This window comes from Agrobacterium sp. RAC06 (assembly GCF_001713475.1).
GTDB lineage: Bacteria > Pseudomonadota > Alphaproteobacteria > Rhizobiales > Rhizobiaceae > Allorhizobium.
In genome coordinates, this window is sequence record NZ_CP016500.1 from 125,809 (window position 1) to 141,725 (window position 15,917).

Consider the following 15,917-nt stretch of genomic DNA (forward strand, 5'->3'; position numbering starts at 1 on the left):
GTAATATGAGCATACTATCGGTCGTTATATTTTCTGCTGCATTTGCACTTTTTGTGCGGATCTTTCTTATTGCATTTTACAGGAAGTGGTTCGCAGAAGGAATTTTCGGGGATGCCGCATATCACTACTGCATTGTGCGCACGATGTGCGGCGCGAGCGGATCTTACCGGGGTGTTCCCGAATTCTACTTGAAGAACGGACCTGACCGTTATCCGGTGCTGTTCCACAGGTTTGCAAGTCTGTTCGGTCTGCGCCTCGTTGAAGCGCGTCCCTACTTGCCCAACCTCATTGTCTTTGTTGCCTTTTCTGTAGCGTTTCCGGTGCTGGTCTCCTTTTTCGAGTCGCCGCTTCGGCTGCTTTACCAGTCATCGGCAATACCGGGCGGTTTTCCGTTGATGGCCGGACTTTCCGTGCTGCTTTTCGTCCTCAGCGTGCCTAACAACGCTCTTCACGGCCATGGCATCCTGCTTCTGTCCTTGTCCGAGCGGCTGCTGGCCAAGCTTTCCGTCGGATTCTTCTACGTCGGCGCGCTGCTTTGGCGCCTGGACGGCAACAGTGCGTTTCTTGTGGTGAGCATGCTGAGCGGCTCCGTTGCGCTCTCGACATCGATGTTTGCGAGACAAGCGCTCTTTTTCGTGTTTCCCCTTTGGGCGCTCGCCAGCCTTGACGGCGCGCTGCTGCTGGCCTTGCTCGGAGCGTTCGGGCTGGCGATGATACTGGGAGGCAAGACCTTTCTGCTCGGATTGCAAGATCAATGGGAATTCTCTAAGTCGTACCGGCTCTACACCGCTAAGAGCCGCGTCTTTGCAGAGTCGCTGAGCAAATTTACGGCGCTCTCCGAGTGGCGCGAGCTGGTTGACCTGCTTTTCAAGTTTGCGCTGAGATCGATTTTCTTCCGCGTTATCAGCTATGAGCCGGGCAAGTCGATTGTCCGGCATACGGACGTCTTTCTCATCCTCATCGCTGGATGGGGACATCTGCCGGCGACGTTTGTCGGATTGCTTGTGGCGACTGTTGCGGTCTACCTCGCGACGACGACGAAGGCGTTGCGCCATTTCGGTGAATCCGAACGATATCTGGATTACGTTCTGGCCTTTGTCCTGCCTTTCATGCTGGCTTGGCAAATTCTTCAGCAACCCACGGCAGCCGGTGCGGTTACCCTGTTGGCGGTAGCGCTGTTTCTAAGGCTGGCATTCATCGGGCTTTCGCTCTGGCGGGACGCAGGCCGAACGGTTGCCGGCAATGACAGCCTCGTGGAAATATTGGCGGCGGGTAATGTCACCCGTGAGAGCCGGGTGTTGCCCCTCCCCATCAACCTCGGCCAGGTCATCTCCGCGCGCACAGGCTGCGGCGTTGTCTGCTACCCCGGTGTTTACGGTTCCTGGATTTTCGAGCGCTATATCGACGAGTACCCGCTTCTCAAACGTCCGGTCGAGCGCTTCATAGAGGAATTCGGCATCTCCAAGATCGTGTTGCACAAGGCGCAAATCGATCACTACGCTCGCATCGTTGGATGGTCCTACGATCTGGAGGGGTTCCGCAAATCCGCCGAAAATGGCCATTGGATCTGTTATGACGTTGAGTAAGCTGAAGCAATATGCGTTGCAACTTGCTGCCTTGACTGCGGATGTAATGCTCTTTCCATTCCTTTTGGTGGGGGTGATTTGCGTTGGTGGTGCCCGTCTGTGGTGGGCATGGCTGCAGCGGAAAAAAACATTCCGCCCGGCGACCATCCCGACGCTGCTCGCCGTTCAGCCAGGACTCATCAACGCCTATCGGCTTCAGGGGGAAGAGATCATTTCCTACTTCACCTCGCCCGTCGCGTCCGAGGTTCATATACTTGATCCCTATGCGGACAAGGACGAGGAGTTCAGTCCGTTGCCTGGAATCCGAATTGTCGGTTGGCGTACGCCGCGCCTTTTCATCGGAATGCAGGCGTTGGGTATGCGGGAAAGCCCGTTTCCGTTGCGCGAGCTGATGACAACCTTACGCATGCTGAACTACGTGACAGATAAGGGAGTATTCTGTATTCGATCCATGCAGCATGCAAACAGCGCCCTGTGCGCAGGGTTGGTTTCGGCCGCCCTGAATGTTCCTCATGTCATCGAAATTGCGGGCAATTACGAGATGCTGCGCCGCATCTGGGGCTGGCCGTTTTATTTTCAGTGGTTCGGCCGAATTCCCGGGCTGAGAATCGTGTTCCGCGCATGCAACGATGCACTCCTGGGATGGCCCATAAAGCACGCCTTTTGCGTCATCGGACGCAACAAGAACAATTATGAACATGCGTTTGCGTTGGGTGCACCCGTCGAGCGCCTTACGATGATCCGCATTCATCTGGCGACTTCCTTTCTTAATCTCGAGCAGAGGCCCGCGCCGCTAGCAGGGCGCTACATGCTTTTCGTCGCGCGTATCACGACAGAAAAGTTCCCGCTGGATGTCGTTTCGGTATTCGCGATCCTTGCTGACCGCTATCCCGATCTGTCACTTGTCGTCATCGGCGATGGCATTCTGCTTCCCGAGGTGAAGCGCCAGGTCGCCGGAATGGCCTGCAAGGAACGGGTCCATATCTTGGGCAACCAGCCCTATGACGAGGTGATTCAGTGGACTCGGGGCGCGGCGATCGCCTTCGAAACCTATTCAGGTTCGGCTCTTGCGGAGAAAATGATCTGTAACGTGCCCGTTGTCGCCTATGACGTCGAATGGATGGCGGAGGTGGTAATCGATAGTTTTTCCGGCAAGCTCGTTCGCTTCCGTGATATCGACGCCGCTGCGCAAGCTTGCAGCGAGCTTCTTGACGATCCGCAGGAGGCGCGGCGGCTCGCTGAAATGGGCCAGAAGCTGGCAATTGCCATGTTTGATAACGAGACGATCACAAGAAAGGAAAACGCGATCTTCAGTAGTGCCCTAGATCATGTCAAGGAGAACTACGGGATGGCGCAATGAGTGGATTGATGCCGGATAATGCGCAAGCCGTGGATCATTTGAACCGGTCCTTCTTCAGCAATTTCATCGGGCTGGTAGGAAAGCTCGAGCGACGTCGCGCGTGGCAGCTTGCTGGACTTGTTCTGCTGGCGATCGCAAGTTCGTTCATTGAGGTGATGAGCATCGCGGCGCTGTTTCCGTTCCTCGGACTGCTCGGTGGCGGCCAGGTAGGCGCGAATTCGGGACTGTTCGAAGTTCTTTATGAATGGGTGCCCGCATTGCGCGGCCAGCAGACGATCTTCATTGCCACCGCATTGCTGGTCGCCGTTCTGACGGTAGCGGCCGTCAGCCGTATCATGGCCAATTGGGTAAACGCCCGGATGACGGAAGCCATCGGCACCGAGATCGCGACGCTGATCTTCCGCCGCATGATGTATCAGGCCTATTTGCGGCACGTTTCGCGAAACAGCAGCGAAATCATCGCCGCGCTGACGGGTAAGGTCGGGACCGTGGTGTCGAACATCATCGCCCCGACGCTTCTCCTGGTCCAATCGGCCATCATCGCAGTGGGCATCGTGACGACGCTCATCGTTGTCAACTGGCTTGTGGCGTGCCTGATGATGGTCCTGTTTGGCGTGCTCTACGCCGGCATCATCTTCACCACGCGCGAGAGGTTGGCGGTCTACAGCGTCAGCCTGAGCGCGCTCAGCAACGAGATCATCAAGCTCCTTCAGGAAAGTCTTGGCGGCATCCGCGACGTCCTCATCGATGGGTCGCAGGAGGTCTATTGCACCCGATTCCACAAGCTCAGCGCCGATCTTCGGCGGGTGCAGGCGAATGTCATGATCGTCAGCACCAGCCCGGCCTACATCATTGTCACCTTGGGCATGATCATCTTGTCCGTCATGGGCGCCTATTTCGTGGGGCGTGACGGAGCAGCCAGTAACGCACTGCCGCTTCTGGGCGCCTTTGCACTGGGTGCGCAGCGTCTCTTGCCTATGCTTCAACAGATCTACTCGTGCTGGAGCATCATCCGGAGCAGCAATCAGGCATTCGTTGATGTGTTGAACCTGCTTGACGAGCCCATGGAAAATCCCGAAGTGGTGGCAACCGAACCTCTGCCGCTTGCCCGTTCCATTGAACTGTCCAACGTGGCGTTCTGCTACCCCGGGCGAGACGTTCCTGTTCTCAAGAACTTCAACATGCAGATCGCCTTCGGCCAGCGTGTTGGGATCTGCGGCGTAACGGGCGGCGGCAAGAGCACTTTGCTGGATATTCTGATGGGGCTGCTTCCCCCTACCGAAGGTGCGCTTGTCATCGACGGCGTGCCCGTTAAGTCAGCGACGCAGCCGGCGTGGCGCCGCAACATCGCTCACGTGCCGCAGGTCATCCATCTGGTAGATGGCTCGCTTCTTGAGAATATCGCATTGGGTGTTGCCCGATCGGAAGTCGTGATGGAGCGAGTTCTGCAGGCAGCGAGGGGCGCGCAGATTGCCGACACGATTGCAACATGGCCCAAGGGTTTCGAGACGGAAGTGGGCGAACGCGGTGTGCGACTGTCCGGTGGCCAGCGCCAACGCATCGGCATTGCGCGTGCGCTCTACAAGAATGCCAGTGTCGTCGTTTTCGATGAGGCAACCAGCGCCCTCGACACGGAGACCGAATCCGGCGTTATCGATGCGCTGAATGCATTTGGACGCGACATAACGGTGATCATGGTTGCGCATCGCCTGACGACCCTAATGCAATGCGACGTCATTTATGAGTTGGCCCACGGGACGATCGTGCGAAGCGGCAGCTATGCGGAGTTGTTCGGTGCAGCCGCTGTTCCAGAGGACGATCAATGATTACCATCGTCGATTACGGGATGGGGAATCTCGGGTCGCTGGTAAATATTTTCCGGCGTATCGGTGTTCAGGCGAGGACAGAATCCGATCCGGAACGGATTCGGAATGCGACGAAACTGATCCTTCCCGGGGTCGGCGCCTTTGATGCAGCGATGGGGCGCATCGGCGATATTACCGGCTTGCGCGACGTCCTCGACCGCAAGGCGCTTGTCGAAAAAATACCGGTTCTGGGTGTTTGCCTGGGTATGCAGCTGCTGACGGACGGGAGCGAGGAAGGCAAAAGGCCAGGACTTAGCTGGATTTCTGGACGCGCTCATCGCTTTCCCCCCGGTACTGGATTGAAGGTTCCTCATATGGGCTGGAACAGCGTTATCCCTCTTCAGGAGAATGAGCTGACAACTGGGCTGGGCGAGGAGTTGCGTTACTACTTCGTTCATTCATACTATGTTCGTGTCGATGATCCCGCCAGCGCGATGCTCCAGACAAGCTATGGACTCGCCTTCGACTCCGGTATCTGTCGCGACAACATCTTCGGGCTGCAATTCCACCCGGAGAAAAGTCATCGTTTCGGCATGAACATTCTGAAGAACTTCGCGAGGATGTGACACCATGCTGCGCGTTCGGGTCATTCCGTCACTTCTGCTGCGACATGAAAGTCTGGTGAAGACCAGGAGATTCGGCGACTTCACCTATGTGGGCGATCCCGCCAACACGGTGCGGATATTCAACGAGCTTGAGGTGGACGAGCTCTTTTTCCTCGATATCGTCGCCTCAAAGGAGGGACGTGGCCCGAATCTCAGAATCCTGAGGAACATCGCCGATGAATGCTTCATGCCGCTGGGCTATGGTGGAGGGATAGGTTCGTTCGATAATGCGAAGTCCGTGTTCGATATAGGATTCGAGAAGATTTCGCTGAATACGACTGCTGTCGAAAAGCCCGAATTGATAACGCAATTGGCTAACCACTACGGCAGCCAGGCGGTGGTGGTGTCCATTGATGTGAAAGCAGGCCCATTGGGAAAGACGACGGTCCGGACGCGCGCCGGAGAAAACAATACGCATCTGGAGCCGGTCGCTTGGGCCAAGGAAGTCGAACGGCGAGGGGCGGGAGAAATTCTGCTGACATCGATCGATCGCGAAGGGTCGTGGTCAGGATTTGATCTCGATCTTATCCTGGCAGTTTCCTCGGCGGTCTCTATTCCCGTCATTGCTCATGGCGGAGCTGGAACGGTCGACCATATAGGGCAGGCAGTTCACCAGGCTGGCGCGTCGGCGGTGGCGCTTGGCAGCATGGTCGTCTTCCAGAAGAAGGATATGGGCGTTCTGGTCAATTATCCAAACCAGGATGCACTTCGGCGCGTCTTGTAGCAGGGCGGGGCCTTGCAGGGCCCTAAGATAAAAGCTGAGAACAACGTGGGGGCCATCGTGAATTTCGACGAGCAGTTTATTCGGTCGGCGTATGAAAAGATCAGCGCACAAGGCGCAGAAATACGTGACGTGCCGGACAATTTCGTCACGTTGAGTGCGTGGTTCCACAAGGAACAGTTATGGCGCGATTATCTGGACCTGTTCAAGATGGTTCCTTCGTTGAAAGGTTGCAAGGTTGTCGACTTTGGCTGCAAGTTTGGCCATACCTTTCCTATCTTCCATGCTCTAGGCGCGGCCGCCGTGATTGGCGTCGATGTGGAGGACGAGTACCTGAGGGTGGGAAATCTGGTCTTCTCCGCCATCGGGTTCCCTTGTGAGCTGGTTAAGTCTGATGAAGGCTATCTGCCGATAGAGAGCGAAACCGTCGATTTTGTTCTCGTCAACGAGGTCATCAGCCATATCAATCCCACCTATCTCGACACGGTCTACGCCGAAATTGCGCGTATCTTGAAGGTCGGCGGAAAGGTACTGATTTCAGACGGCAATAATCGCGCCAGCGAAAGTTGTGTGGCCGATCTGCGCAGCCTTTACGCGGCGTGGGAGAACGGACCCGCTGGCACCAGTACGGGCCGCGACACGGTTGACGAGCCGTTTCGCGGAGCCCGCAGGGACATAATTGCCGGGCTCCATCCGGACATGAAGCCAGAGGAGATCGACTACCTCGCCGACAATACGTCAGGACTGTTTGGCGAACGGCTTGCGATCGAAGTGGGGAAGTATATTCGCAGGGAGGGATGGGTAGCTCGTCCCTACCGCGACGGATGCTGTCCGACCAATCCTGGCGCCGGCGGTGTGGTCATGGAACGCGCTCTTCACCCTGTTCAAGTCGAACTTGGTCTGGCCGAGCACGGCATTGCTGCACAGCAGCTGTTCTCTTACGCGACGACGCAGCAGAAATCCCTTCGCTACACGCTGGCTGTCGCTGTCTACAACCTGCGTCTGCGGATGACCAAGATGTTTGCGCCACACAAGCTCTATGGCCGGACATGGGCGCTGTACGTCCTGGGCACGAAAGTTGGTACGCCTCCAGCCGATTGGGACGTACGCAAGGGCGTAAAGCTGTTTCATCCGCCAACTGTGGTCAATGTCGCGGCACAGCAGGCGTGAAGCGGTTGTTTCGATGAAGCCGAAACGATTAGTGCCTGGACAAGGACCTGAGATTTCCACCCTCTCAGGTCGTTTCGTTATGATGGCGACCCGTTTCTCATGACGCGGAAGAACATGTCCATCTGCTTCGCAACAGCGGGCGTCTACCCGATCCTGAAGGCCGTCGGCGCCTACGGGGGATCGGAGCTGCGTGCGTGGCGGCTTGCACGGTATCTCGCAAGGAGGCCCGGTTTCACCGTTTCGATGCTTGCATATGATTATGGTCAGCCGCGCAGTGAGGTGATCGAAGGCGTGCGCTTTCTGCGCGACTCTGCCTGCGTCTTCGAGCGAAGCCTTGTCGGCAGGCTCCGATGGCGTCTTTTGCAGGCGGTGCGGCGTGGCCGTATCGAGGGGGTTCCGCTATTGCTGGAGCCGGATTATCACATCTGGGATCAGGCGGATGCCGACATCTACCTTGCGTTCGGCGCGACGAATTACTCCGCAAGGCTGGCGCGCTGGTGCGCGGTTCGCAACAAGCCATTCATCCTGATGCAGGGCGGCGACATGGATCTTGCGCCCAAAGAGCCCTTCGCGGAACGCGTCTACGGTCTCCCTGGCCTGTCTGTCGCACAGACGCCTTTCCAGCAGGAAGAGCTTTTGAAGCGGTTTCACCGCAGTTCGGAAGTGCTGCAAAACCCCATCGCCATTCCTGCCGGTGGTCCTTACCTGGAGCCGCGTAAATTTGCGCTCTGGGTGGGCAAATCCGACCGCATCAAATGCCCTGAAAGGATGGTGGACCTGGCGCGCCTGTCGCCGGATGTACCTGTGGTCATGGTGATGAACCGCGCCGATGGCATGGTCTTCGATGCTGTGAAGGCGCAGGCCCCTGCCAATGTCAGCTTTGTGGACGCCGTTGCGCCAGAAGAGATGCAGACCTATTATCGTGACGCTTGCGTGTTGGTCAGCACATCCATCACGGAAGGTTTTCCCAACAGCTTCCTAGAAGCCGGCGCGAACGGAACTCCGATCCTTTCGCTCGACGTCGATCCCGCCGGCATGCTTACAGACCACGGCGCCGGCGTCGTAACCGGTGGTTCGCTGGAACGCGCTTCCGGACTCTTGCAGCAATTGTGGGCTGAACGCGGTTGGGAACCGGGATGCAGCGCGCGTGTCATGGGCGAGCGGGGATTTCGTTACGTTGAGGAACGGCACGCGCAGGACAGGGTATTTGAGCGTTTCGAACGGATCCTGTTGTCGTTTTCGAACAGGAGCGGTTAAACGTGGCGGATTCGCGGACCGTTTCGCAGAGTCCGTGCGTTCCGCTTCGTGGTGACCGCGAAGGAGCATCTTGCAATGCCTAGATTTCGACCGCGCAACATCAAGCCTCTGATCGTCAGGACCGCTTATGCTGCTTCGATGTTAGTTGTCCATCCGCTGAATTGGCTTCTGGCCTCGCTATTGACTTTGCAGCCACGGCCAAAATCTGTTCTGCATGTGTCCTATATGGTGCATGAGCCCTGGCACATGACGCGCATTCTGCGAAAGTACGGGTGGCACAACGATTATATGGCGCTTGGTGACAGTCCGCACTGGAATCGGTGTGACCACCACTTCAAGGGCTACAATCCGTTGTTGGCGCCTTGGTACGAGTTCTATTTCTTCTGGACGGTTCTGGCGCGGTACGAAGCCGTGCATTTTCATTTCATGATCACGATGACGCGCAGTGGCTGGGAGGTCCCTCTGCTGAAGCGCCTAGGTCGCAGGGTTGTGGCTCATTATCTCGGCTGCGAGGCCCGTAACCGCGAGCTCAATATGCGTCTTCATCCAGCACTGAACATCTGTCAGCAATGCGACTACAACGCGACGATCTGTACAAGCCCGCTCAACCGTGACCGTCGCGCACTTGCCGCGCGTTGGGCCGATGCAACGATGGTCACCACGCCGGACATGCGTGATTTCATGCCCGAGGCGGTTGTGTCTTCGTTTTTCGCCCCTGATGGGATCGATGCGCCAGCGAAGGCACCCTGGGACGGAAGGCGGCCTCTGAAGCTCGTTCACGTCACCAATCATCCGGGCATAGAGGGCACGGAGCGCATCCAAAAGGCGGTCGAGGCCGTGCGGGCCAGAGGTCACGACATTGAATTCGTTTACCTGCGCAACGTTCCGCATTCTGAAGTCATGGCCGCAATGCGCGAAGCGGATCTCGCCATCGGCAAGATGAAGATGGGCTACTATGCGAACGCCCAGATCGAGAGCATGATCTGCGGTGTTCCGACCATCACATGGATCCGCCCCGATTTCATGACGGATGCCCTGCGTGAATCCGGCTTCATCATCTGTCACTTGGACGATCTCGAGCAAACCTTGCTTCATTATCTCTCCGACCCGGAAGCACTTGCGCGGAAGCAGAGCATTGCCCGGTCCTCCATACGAGCCTTGCATGACGAGAGCGCCATAGCCAAAACCTTTATCGCCTGCTATGCCGGGCCAAGCTGACGGCGCGGCTAACGAGGCACCTGTCAGTGACCAACACAGGAGTTTCTTCATGAGCGACAACACCGCCCGCAGCTTCCGCGACAAGTGGGAGAACAACACGGACGCCTTTTACGCGGAGACGCTGCGCGAAGGGTCGGATACCCAGCGTTGGATTCTGGAACGTAATGGGTTCTCGTCTGCGGACGCATTTGGGGCCTATCTCGCCGATCGTGGCCGCATTCTCGATGCCGGTTGCGGCAATGGCCGCGTGACTGCGTTGCTCAAGAAGCTCGCGCCGGAAAGCGCCGAGCTCGTCGGCATCGACCTAGTGGGTGCCGATGTCGCGCGCGAACATTTCAAGGACGTCGAACGCGTCCGGTTCGATACGCGTGATCTTCTGGGCGATCTCTCCGGGTTGGGAGAGTTCGACTTCATCTATTGTCAGGAAGTCTTGCATCATACCGCCGATCCGGCGCGCGCCTTTCACAATCTGCGCACCCTTCTCGCTCCCGGGGGGGAGATTGCCATTTACGTATACAAGCAGAAGGCGCCGGCGCGGGAATTCGTGGATGACTATGTTCGCGGGAAGATCGCCGAATTGCCCTATGAAGAGGCGATGAAGCATTGTGCGCAAATCACGGAGTTCGGCAGGGCGCTAACCGAAGCCGAACTGACCGTGAAGGTTCCGCCGATCGACGTGCTCGGGATCGATTCAGGTACTTACGACGTGCAGCGCCTGATCTACCATTTCTTCGCAAAATGCTACTGGAATCCCAACATCTCCCAATCGGAGAATGTCATGGTCAACTACGATTGGTATCACCCGCAACTGGCTACTCGGCACACTCTGGGCGAGGTCGAAGAATGGTTCGAGGGGGCGGGGCTTGATATCGTGCACCGAACGGTTGATTTTTACGGGATCACGGTTCGAGGGCGCGTCCGGTGAATAGGCCGACTGGCGATAGCCGGCGCGCACGGACTGAGATCAAGGATGCGCGGTTGATCGTGACCGGCGCCAATGGCCTGCTCGGTCGGCAGGTCGTGAGTGCACTCGCGCCAACGAACGAGGTCGTGGCGCTGGTGCACAGATTGCCGGAGAACCCGGTAGCGGGTGTCCGCTATCAGGCGATCGATTTCTCCACCTCCTGGGACGCGGGTCTGCTTCCGGAGCGGGCGGACGGAATTGTTCATCTGGCGCAATCGGCGCATTTCCGGGATGTTCCGGCCAAGGCGCTGGAGGTTTTCCAAGTCAATATCGCGTCCACGGCGCGCCTTCTCGACTACGCCTGGCGCAAGGGTGTGTCGCGCTTTGCCTACGCATCCTCAGGCGGCATTTACGGAAGTGGCGATCCTGCCTTCCGCGAAACCTCTCCGGTCATCCAGCCGGGTACGCTAGGATACTATCTCGGCAGCAAAGTCAGTTGCGAGGCGCTGGTTTCCAGTTATGCCGCGTTCATGAAAATCATGGTGCTGCGCTTCTTCTTCATCTACGGCGCCGGCCAGAACCGCACGATGCTCATCCCGAGGCTCATCGACAACATTCGCGAGGGCCGCCCGGTGACTATCCAGGGCGAGCGAGGGCTGCGCCTCAATCCGGTTCACGTGAGTGACGCCAGCGCTGCGGTGGTCGCTGCCCTGACGAGCGAGGCGGACGGCGTTTACAATATCGGAGGACCGCAGGTGTTGGCTCTGCGGGAGCTCTGCGCTGAGATCGAGCGGTTGACGGGCCGATCGGCGCTTATTCACACAACGGAAGGCGTCCCCTCGGACGTGGTGGGTGATATCACACGGATGAGCCAAAATTTACACGCGCCTCTGGTTTATCCGCGCGACGGATTGAAGGATGTGTTGTGATGAGGCGCGCCCTTTCCTGGCAGAGGCGCTTTGCCTGAGGTTTCAAACGGGCGCATGACTGAACCGGTATCTTATCGTGTAGCGCATCTCCCAACGTCGGTCGGTGGCAATGCGCCTTCGCTCAGCCGCCGGTTGAATGAGATCGGTCTGCGAAGCGCGTGCTACATCTACGATGTGAACGCATTCGGGTATAAGGGAACTGTCCCCATCTGGAAGCCGGAAGACGGATCTTTGACGCGCGAACTGAAGCGATGGAAGGCGATTGTTCGCACCGCGCTGTTTTCCGACGTCGTTCACTTCAATTTCGGCGGTGGATGGGCGACGCCGGTTCCGCTTGCGCGGGCTGCCGACCGCGGGCTGGCCCGAAAGGCGAAGAGCGTCTTGGGCGGCATCTACCTGCAGATGCTTTCCGTGGTTGAACTGAACCTCTACAGGCTTTTTCGACGTCCCATGTTCGTGCATTACCAAGGAGACGACGCGAGGCAGGGCGACGCTTGCCTGGCGCTGTTCACGGACTCGATCGCACACCACGTGGAGCCCGGCTATTATACCACCGAGACGGACGCGCTAAAGCGTCTGATGATCAAGCGCATGGAGCGCTATTGTTCGGTCGTTTATTCCGTCAACCCCGACCTGATGCACGTTCTCGGCGAAGGGGCGCGGTTCATTCCATATTGCCACATTTCTCTCGAAGATTGGCGCCCCGTGGGCGTGACGCTTGAGCAGAGACCGCTGCGGATCGGCCATGCGCCCAGCCATCGCCGCGCCAAAGGTACCGACATCATATTGGCGGCCCTGCAGGCGCTCGCGACGGAAGGTTTCGAGTTCGAACTGGTCCTTGTGGAAGGGCTGTCGAATGAGGCCGCCCGCCAGAAATATGAGCAGGTGGACATCATGATCGACCAGATTCATGCCGGTTGGTACGGTGGACTGGCGGTGGAGTTGATGGCCATGGCCAAGCCCGTAATGGTCTACATTCGTGAGGATGATCTCGGGTTTATCCCTCCAGAGATGCGGGAAGATCTTCCTTTCGTGAGGACCTCTTCAGCGTCGATCAAGGAAGACCTGCGCAGGCTGCTTGCCATGCCTCGGGAAACGCTGGCGGAAATCGGCAGGAAAAGTCGCGGTTACGTCGAAACCTGGCACGATCCCCGCCGCATAGCGTTGGAGATCAAGGCTGATTATGATAATGCGCTGCGCCGGCTTGGTCTGGGTCCAAAGGTCGGCGGGGAATGACGAGAGCATGTGCGGTATATTAGGGGTTTTCAGCCGGAACGATTCCGGAGCGCTTGACCGTCGCGTTGCCGATGGATTGAAGGCGCTCGCGCATCGCGGCCCGGATGCCCATGACCGACGCACCGTAGCGCTGCCGACCGGCGTTTGCCATCTCGGTCATGCGCGCCTGTCCATCATCGATCTGTCATCGGCCGGCCTGCAGCCGATGGCCAGCGCTGACGGTCGCTATGTGATCGTCTTCAACGGCGAGATATACAATTACCTTGAGCTGCGGGCGGAACTGCAGACGCTTGGCTGCGGCTTCACTTCACAGTCCGACACGGAGGTTCTCCTCGCCGCCTGGGCAACCTGGGGCGAGGCCTGCCTGCCACGACTTACCGGAATGTTTGCCTTTACCGTGCTGGACCGTGAAGAGGCGACGCTGACCTGCGTGCGCGACGCCTTCGGCATAAAACCTTTCTTCTACAGTTGCAATTCCGACATGTTCTGCTTCGCGTCCGAAGCGCCCTCACTGCTGACGCTCAGGGGCACGAGGGCGGCACTCAATCCGCAGCGCGCATATGACTATCTGGTCCACGGTGACTACGACAGCACCGAACAGACGTTCTTCGCGGGCGTCTTTCATCTTGCCCCGGGCCACCTCTTGCGCCTCAACCTGACGGAAAGGCTGGCGACCCAAGCCTGCCGTTGGTGGACGCCCGACATTGCAGAAAGCCGTGACCTTTCCTTCACCGAGGCAACGGAGCGTGTCCGAGCCTTGTTTCTGGACAGCGTTCGTCTGCATCTGCGCAGCGACGTACCGCTTGGCGCAGCGCTGTCAGGCGGGATTGATTCCTCCGCCGTCGTCTGTGCCATGCGCCACGTCGCTCCGGACCATCCGATCCACACGTTCAGCTATGTCGCCGAAGGGACAGCGGTGAACGAGGAACCGTGGGCCGACCTGGTCAACGCACATGTCGGTGCCACGGCGCACAAAGTCACCGTGACGGCCGAGGAGCTTGTTCGCGATCTGGACGACATGATTGGCGCCCAGGGCGAGCCGTTCGGGTCGACGAGCATCTACGCGCAGTATCGTGTGTATCAGCTGGCACGGGACAACGGCATTACCGTTACGCTTGACGGGCAGGGCGCTGACGAAATGCTCGCGGGATACGACGGTTATCCCGGCCAGCGGATCGCCAGCCTGGTGGACACGGGAAATTGGGTCGGTGCGGCGCGCTTTGCGCGGGAATGGGCGGATTGGCCGGGACGCCGCCTTGGCGATGCGGCAAAGCTCGCGGCCGCAGCCATGACAGATGGGTGGCTGTACCAGGCGCTGCGCCGTGTTAGCGGGCGTGCGCCGTTGCCGGAATGGATGCACGAGGATGCGCTGTTGGATGAAGGCGTTAATCTGCGCCATCCACGGCAACGTCCTGCAGTGACTGCACGCGGACGGCGCGTGACGGCGGAACTGGCTCATTCGCTTACTCAAAGGGGGCTGGCGAGCCTGCTGCGCCACGGCGACAGGAACTCCATGCGATTCGCCATCGAAAGTCGCGTGCCCTTCCTGACGCTCGCTCAGGCCGAGCTCATGCTGTCCCTGCCCGAATCCTACCTGATTTCCGATGCCGGGGAAACAAAAGCCGTGTTTCGCGCTGCGATGCGCGGCATCGTTCCGGATGCCATACTGGACCGTAAGGACAAGATCGGCTTCCAGACGCCGGAAGCCGCATGGATCGGCACGATGTCTGATACGATCCGTGGCTGGCTCGCCGAGGATGTCGGCGTCAGCTTCTTTGACCAGACAGCGGCGGTGAAAGCCTTTGACGCGATCGTCGCCGGGCGCCGGCCGTTTTCGTGGCAGGCCTGGCGCTGGGTGAATTTCGTACGCTGGCATCAGCTTTTCTTGGCCTAACCTTTAGGACAACCCTTGCAAAAGGTTCTCATCATCTCATTTTCGCCGATCCGCAACGATCCCCGTGTCATGCGGCAGATCCGGCTGCTGGAGTCTCAGTATGACCTGACAGTGCTGGGCTTTGGCGAAAAGCCGGATGCACGCTGCACCTTTATCCCGGTGCGCAAAAAAACACTCGGCCCCGCAGCGAAATTTCTGCGGGGGGTGGGGCTGTTCCTGGGCGCGCACGAGACCTATTATTGGGCTCAGGGGCATGTCCGCGCTGCCGCAGAGTTGCTGCGTGAGACGGATGCCGATCTCATCCTTGCAAATGACCTGTCCGCGCTACCGCTAGCCCTGAAATACGCGCGGGGAAGACCTGTCATTTACGATGCGCACGAATATGCGCCCGGAGAATATGCTGACGCGTTGAAGTGGAGGCTTACGCTTGGCCGCATGAACCGGGCGTTCTGCGCAAAATATCTGAAGCAGACCTCTTCGATGCTGACCGTCTGCCAAGGCATTGCGGACGAATATGCGCGACACTACGCCGTTCGTCCCAAAGTCGTCCATAACGCCCCTTCGCTGCAGCATCTGAGCCCGGCGCCCCTGCGAGAGGGGGCGATCAGGATGATCCATCACGGAGTGGCCAGCAGCGTCCGGAAGCTGGAGCAGATGATCGAAATCCTGAATAAGCTGGATGACCGCTTTTCGCTGGATCTGATGCTTGTCGAGGAAGATCCCGGCTATATGGAACATCTTCGGCAGCTCGCGGCTTCCAATTCGCGCATTCGGTTTGTCGCTCCGGTACCGATGCCGCAGATCTGCCAGCGCATCAACGATTACGACGTAGGGCTCTATCTGCTGCCGCCCGACAACTTCAATCACCAACACGCCCTGCCGAACAAATTCTTCGAGTTCGTTCAGGCGCGTCTGGCCGTCGCGATCGGCCCATCTCCCGAGATGGCCGCCCTCGTCCATCGTCATGGCTGCGGCATCGTGGCTGATTCATTCGAGCCAGCTGCGCTTGTCCGGGCGCTTTCCGCTCTCGACGCGCGTTCCCTGGCGGCGCTGAAGCTGGCGTCGGACGCGGCGGCGCAACTCTTGTGTTTCGAGCATGAAGGCAAGGTTATCGAGGACGAGATCAGGGCGCTGTTGAAATGAACGTCGTGCCCTCATCAAGGGTGGAGTAA

Annotated in this window: 13 protein-coding genes; all 13 read left to right on the forward strand. The window is 58.4% G+C overall.

Annotation, left to right across the window (positions count from 1 at the left end; translation table 11 throughout):
- Positions 1 to 5: 5 nt before the first annotated feature.
- The 13 genes from BSY240_RS22590 (at position 6) to BSY240_RS22650 (ending at position 15,888) form a co-directional block, all read left to right on the forward strand.
- Positions 6 to 1,586, forward strand: coding sequence for a hypothetical protein (locus BSY240_RS22590; RefSeq protein ID WP_150127574.1), 1,581 nt, complete (start codon positions 6 to 8; stop codon positions 1,584 to 1,586).
- Entirely contained in the window at positions 1,573 to 2,946 is a 1,374-nt protein-coding gene (locus tag BSY240_RS22595; RefSeq protein WP_069044183.1) for a glycosyltransferase, read from the forward strand. Before BSY240_RS22590 ends, BSY240_RS22595 begins: the two co-directional genes overlap by 14 nt.
- The gene (locus BSY240_RS22600; protein WP_083229777.1) at positions 2,943 to 4,772 is read left to right on the forward strand and encodes an ABC transporter ATP-binding protein; all 1,830 of its coding nucleotides are present in this window, start codon (positions 2,943 to 2,945) and stop codon (positions 4,770 to 4,772) included. Before BSY240_RS22595 ends, BSY240_RS22600 begins: the two co-directional genes overlap by 4 nt.
- Positions 4,769 to 5,377, forward strand: coding sequence for an imidazole glycerol phosphate synthase subunit HisH (gene hisH, locus BSY240_RS22605; RefSeq protein WP_069044184.1), 609 nt, complete (start codon positions 4,769 to 4,771; stop codon positions 5,375 to 5,377). Before BSY240_RS22600 ends, hisH begins: the two co-directional genes overlap by 4 nt.
- 4 nt (positions 5,378 to 5,381) lie before the next feature.
- Positions 5,382 to 6,140 (forward strand): AglZ/HisF2 family acetamidino modification protein, encoded by a 759-nt coding sequence (locus tag BSY240_RS22610; RefSeq protein ID WP_069044185.1) that lies wholly within the window; start codon positions 5,382 to 5,384, stop codon positions 6,138 to 6,140.
- 57 nt (positions 6,141 to 6,197) lie between these two features.
- Positions 6,198 to 7,307 (forward strand): class I SAM-dependent methyltransferase, encoded by a 1,110-nt coding sequence (locus tag BSY240_RS22615; RefSeq protein WP_150127575.1) that lies wholly within the window; start codon positions 6,198 to 6,200, stop codon positions 7,305 to 7,307.
- 114 nt (positions 7,308 to 7,421) lie between these two features.
- The gene (locus BSY240_RS22620; protein ID WP_171901630.1) at positions 7,422 to 8,564 is read left to right on the forward strand and encodes a glycosyltransferase family 4 protein; all 1,143 of its coding nucleotides are present in this window, start codon (positions 7,422 to 7,424) and stop codon (positions 8,562 to 8,564) included.
- A 48-nt stretch (positions 8,565 to 8,612) separates the two neighbouring features.
- Positions 8,613 to 9,782: a glycosyltransferase gene (locus BSY240_RS22625; RefSeq protein ID WP_150127576.1), complete on the forward strand. Its 1,170-nt coding sequence runs from the start codon at positions 8,613 to 8,615 to the stop codon at positions 9,780 to 9,782.
- 49 nt (positions 9,783 to 9,831) lie between these two features.
- Entirely contained in the window at positions 9,832 to 10,707 is an 876-nt protein-coding gene (locus tag BSY240_RS22630) for a class I SAM-dependent methyltransferase (protein ID WP_069044189.1), read from the forward strand.
- Between the two features lie 59 nt (positions 10,708 to 10,766).
- Positions 10,767 to 11,615 (forward strand): NAD-dependent epimerase/dehydratase family protein, encoded by an 849-nt coding sequence (locus tag BSY240_RS22635; RefSeq protein WP_236759417.1) that lies wholly within the window; start codon positions 10,767 to 10,769, stop codon positions 11,613 to 11,615.
- Between the two features lie 381 nt (positions 11,616 to 11,996).
- Positions 11,997 to 12,851, forward strand: coding sequence for a glycosyltransferase (locus BSY240_RS22640; protein ID WP_150127577.1), 855 nt, complete (start codon positions 11,997 to 11,999; stop codon positions 12,849 to 12,851).
- A 7-nt stretch (positions 12,852 to 12,858) separates the two neighbouring features.
- Positions 12,859 to 14,745: an asparagine synthase (glutamine-hydrolyzing) gene (gene asnB / locus BSY240_RS22645; protein WP_069044191.1), complete on the forward strand. Its 1,887-nt coding sequence runs from the start codon at positions 12,859 to 12,861 to the stop codon at positions 14,743 to 14,745.
- A 15-nt stretch (positions 14,746 to 14,760) separates the two neighbouring features.
- Positions 14,761 to 15,888 (forward strand): glycosyltransferase, encoded by a 1,128-nt coding sequence (locus BSY240_RS22650; RefSeq protein WP_069044192.1) that lies wholly within the window; start codon positions 14,761 to 14,763, stop codon positions 15,886 to 15,888.
- Positions 15,889 to 15,917 lie beyond the last annotated feature (29 nt).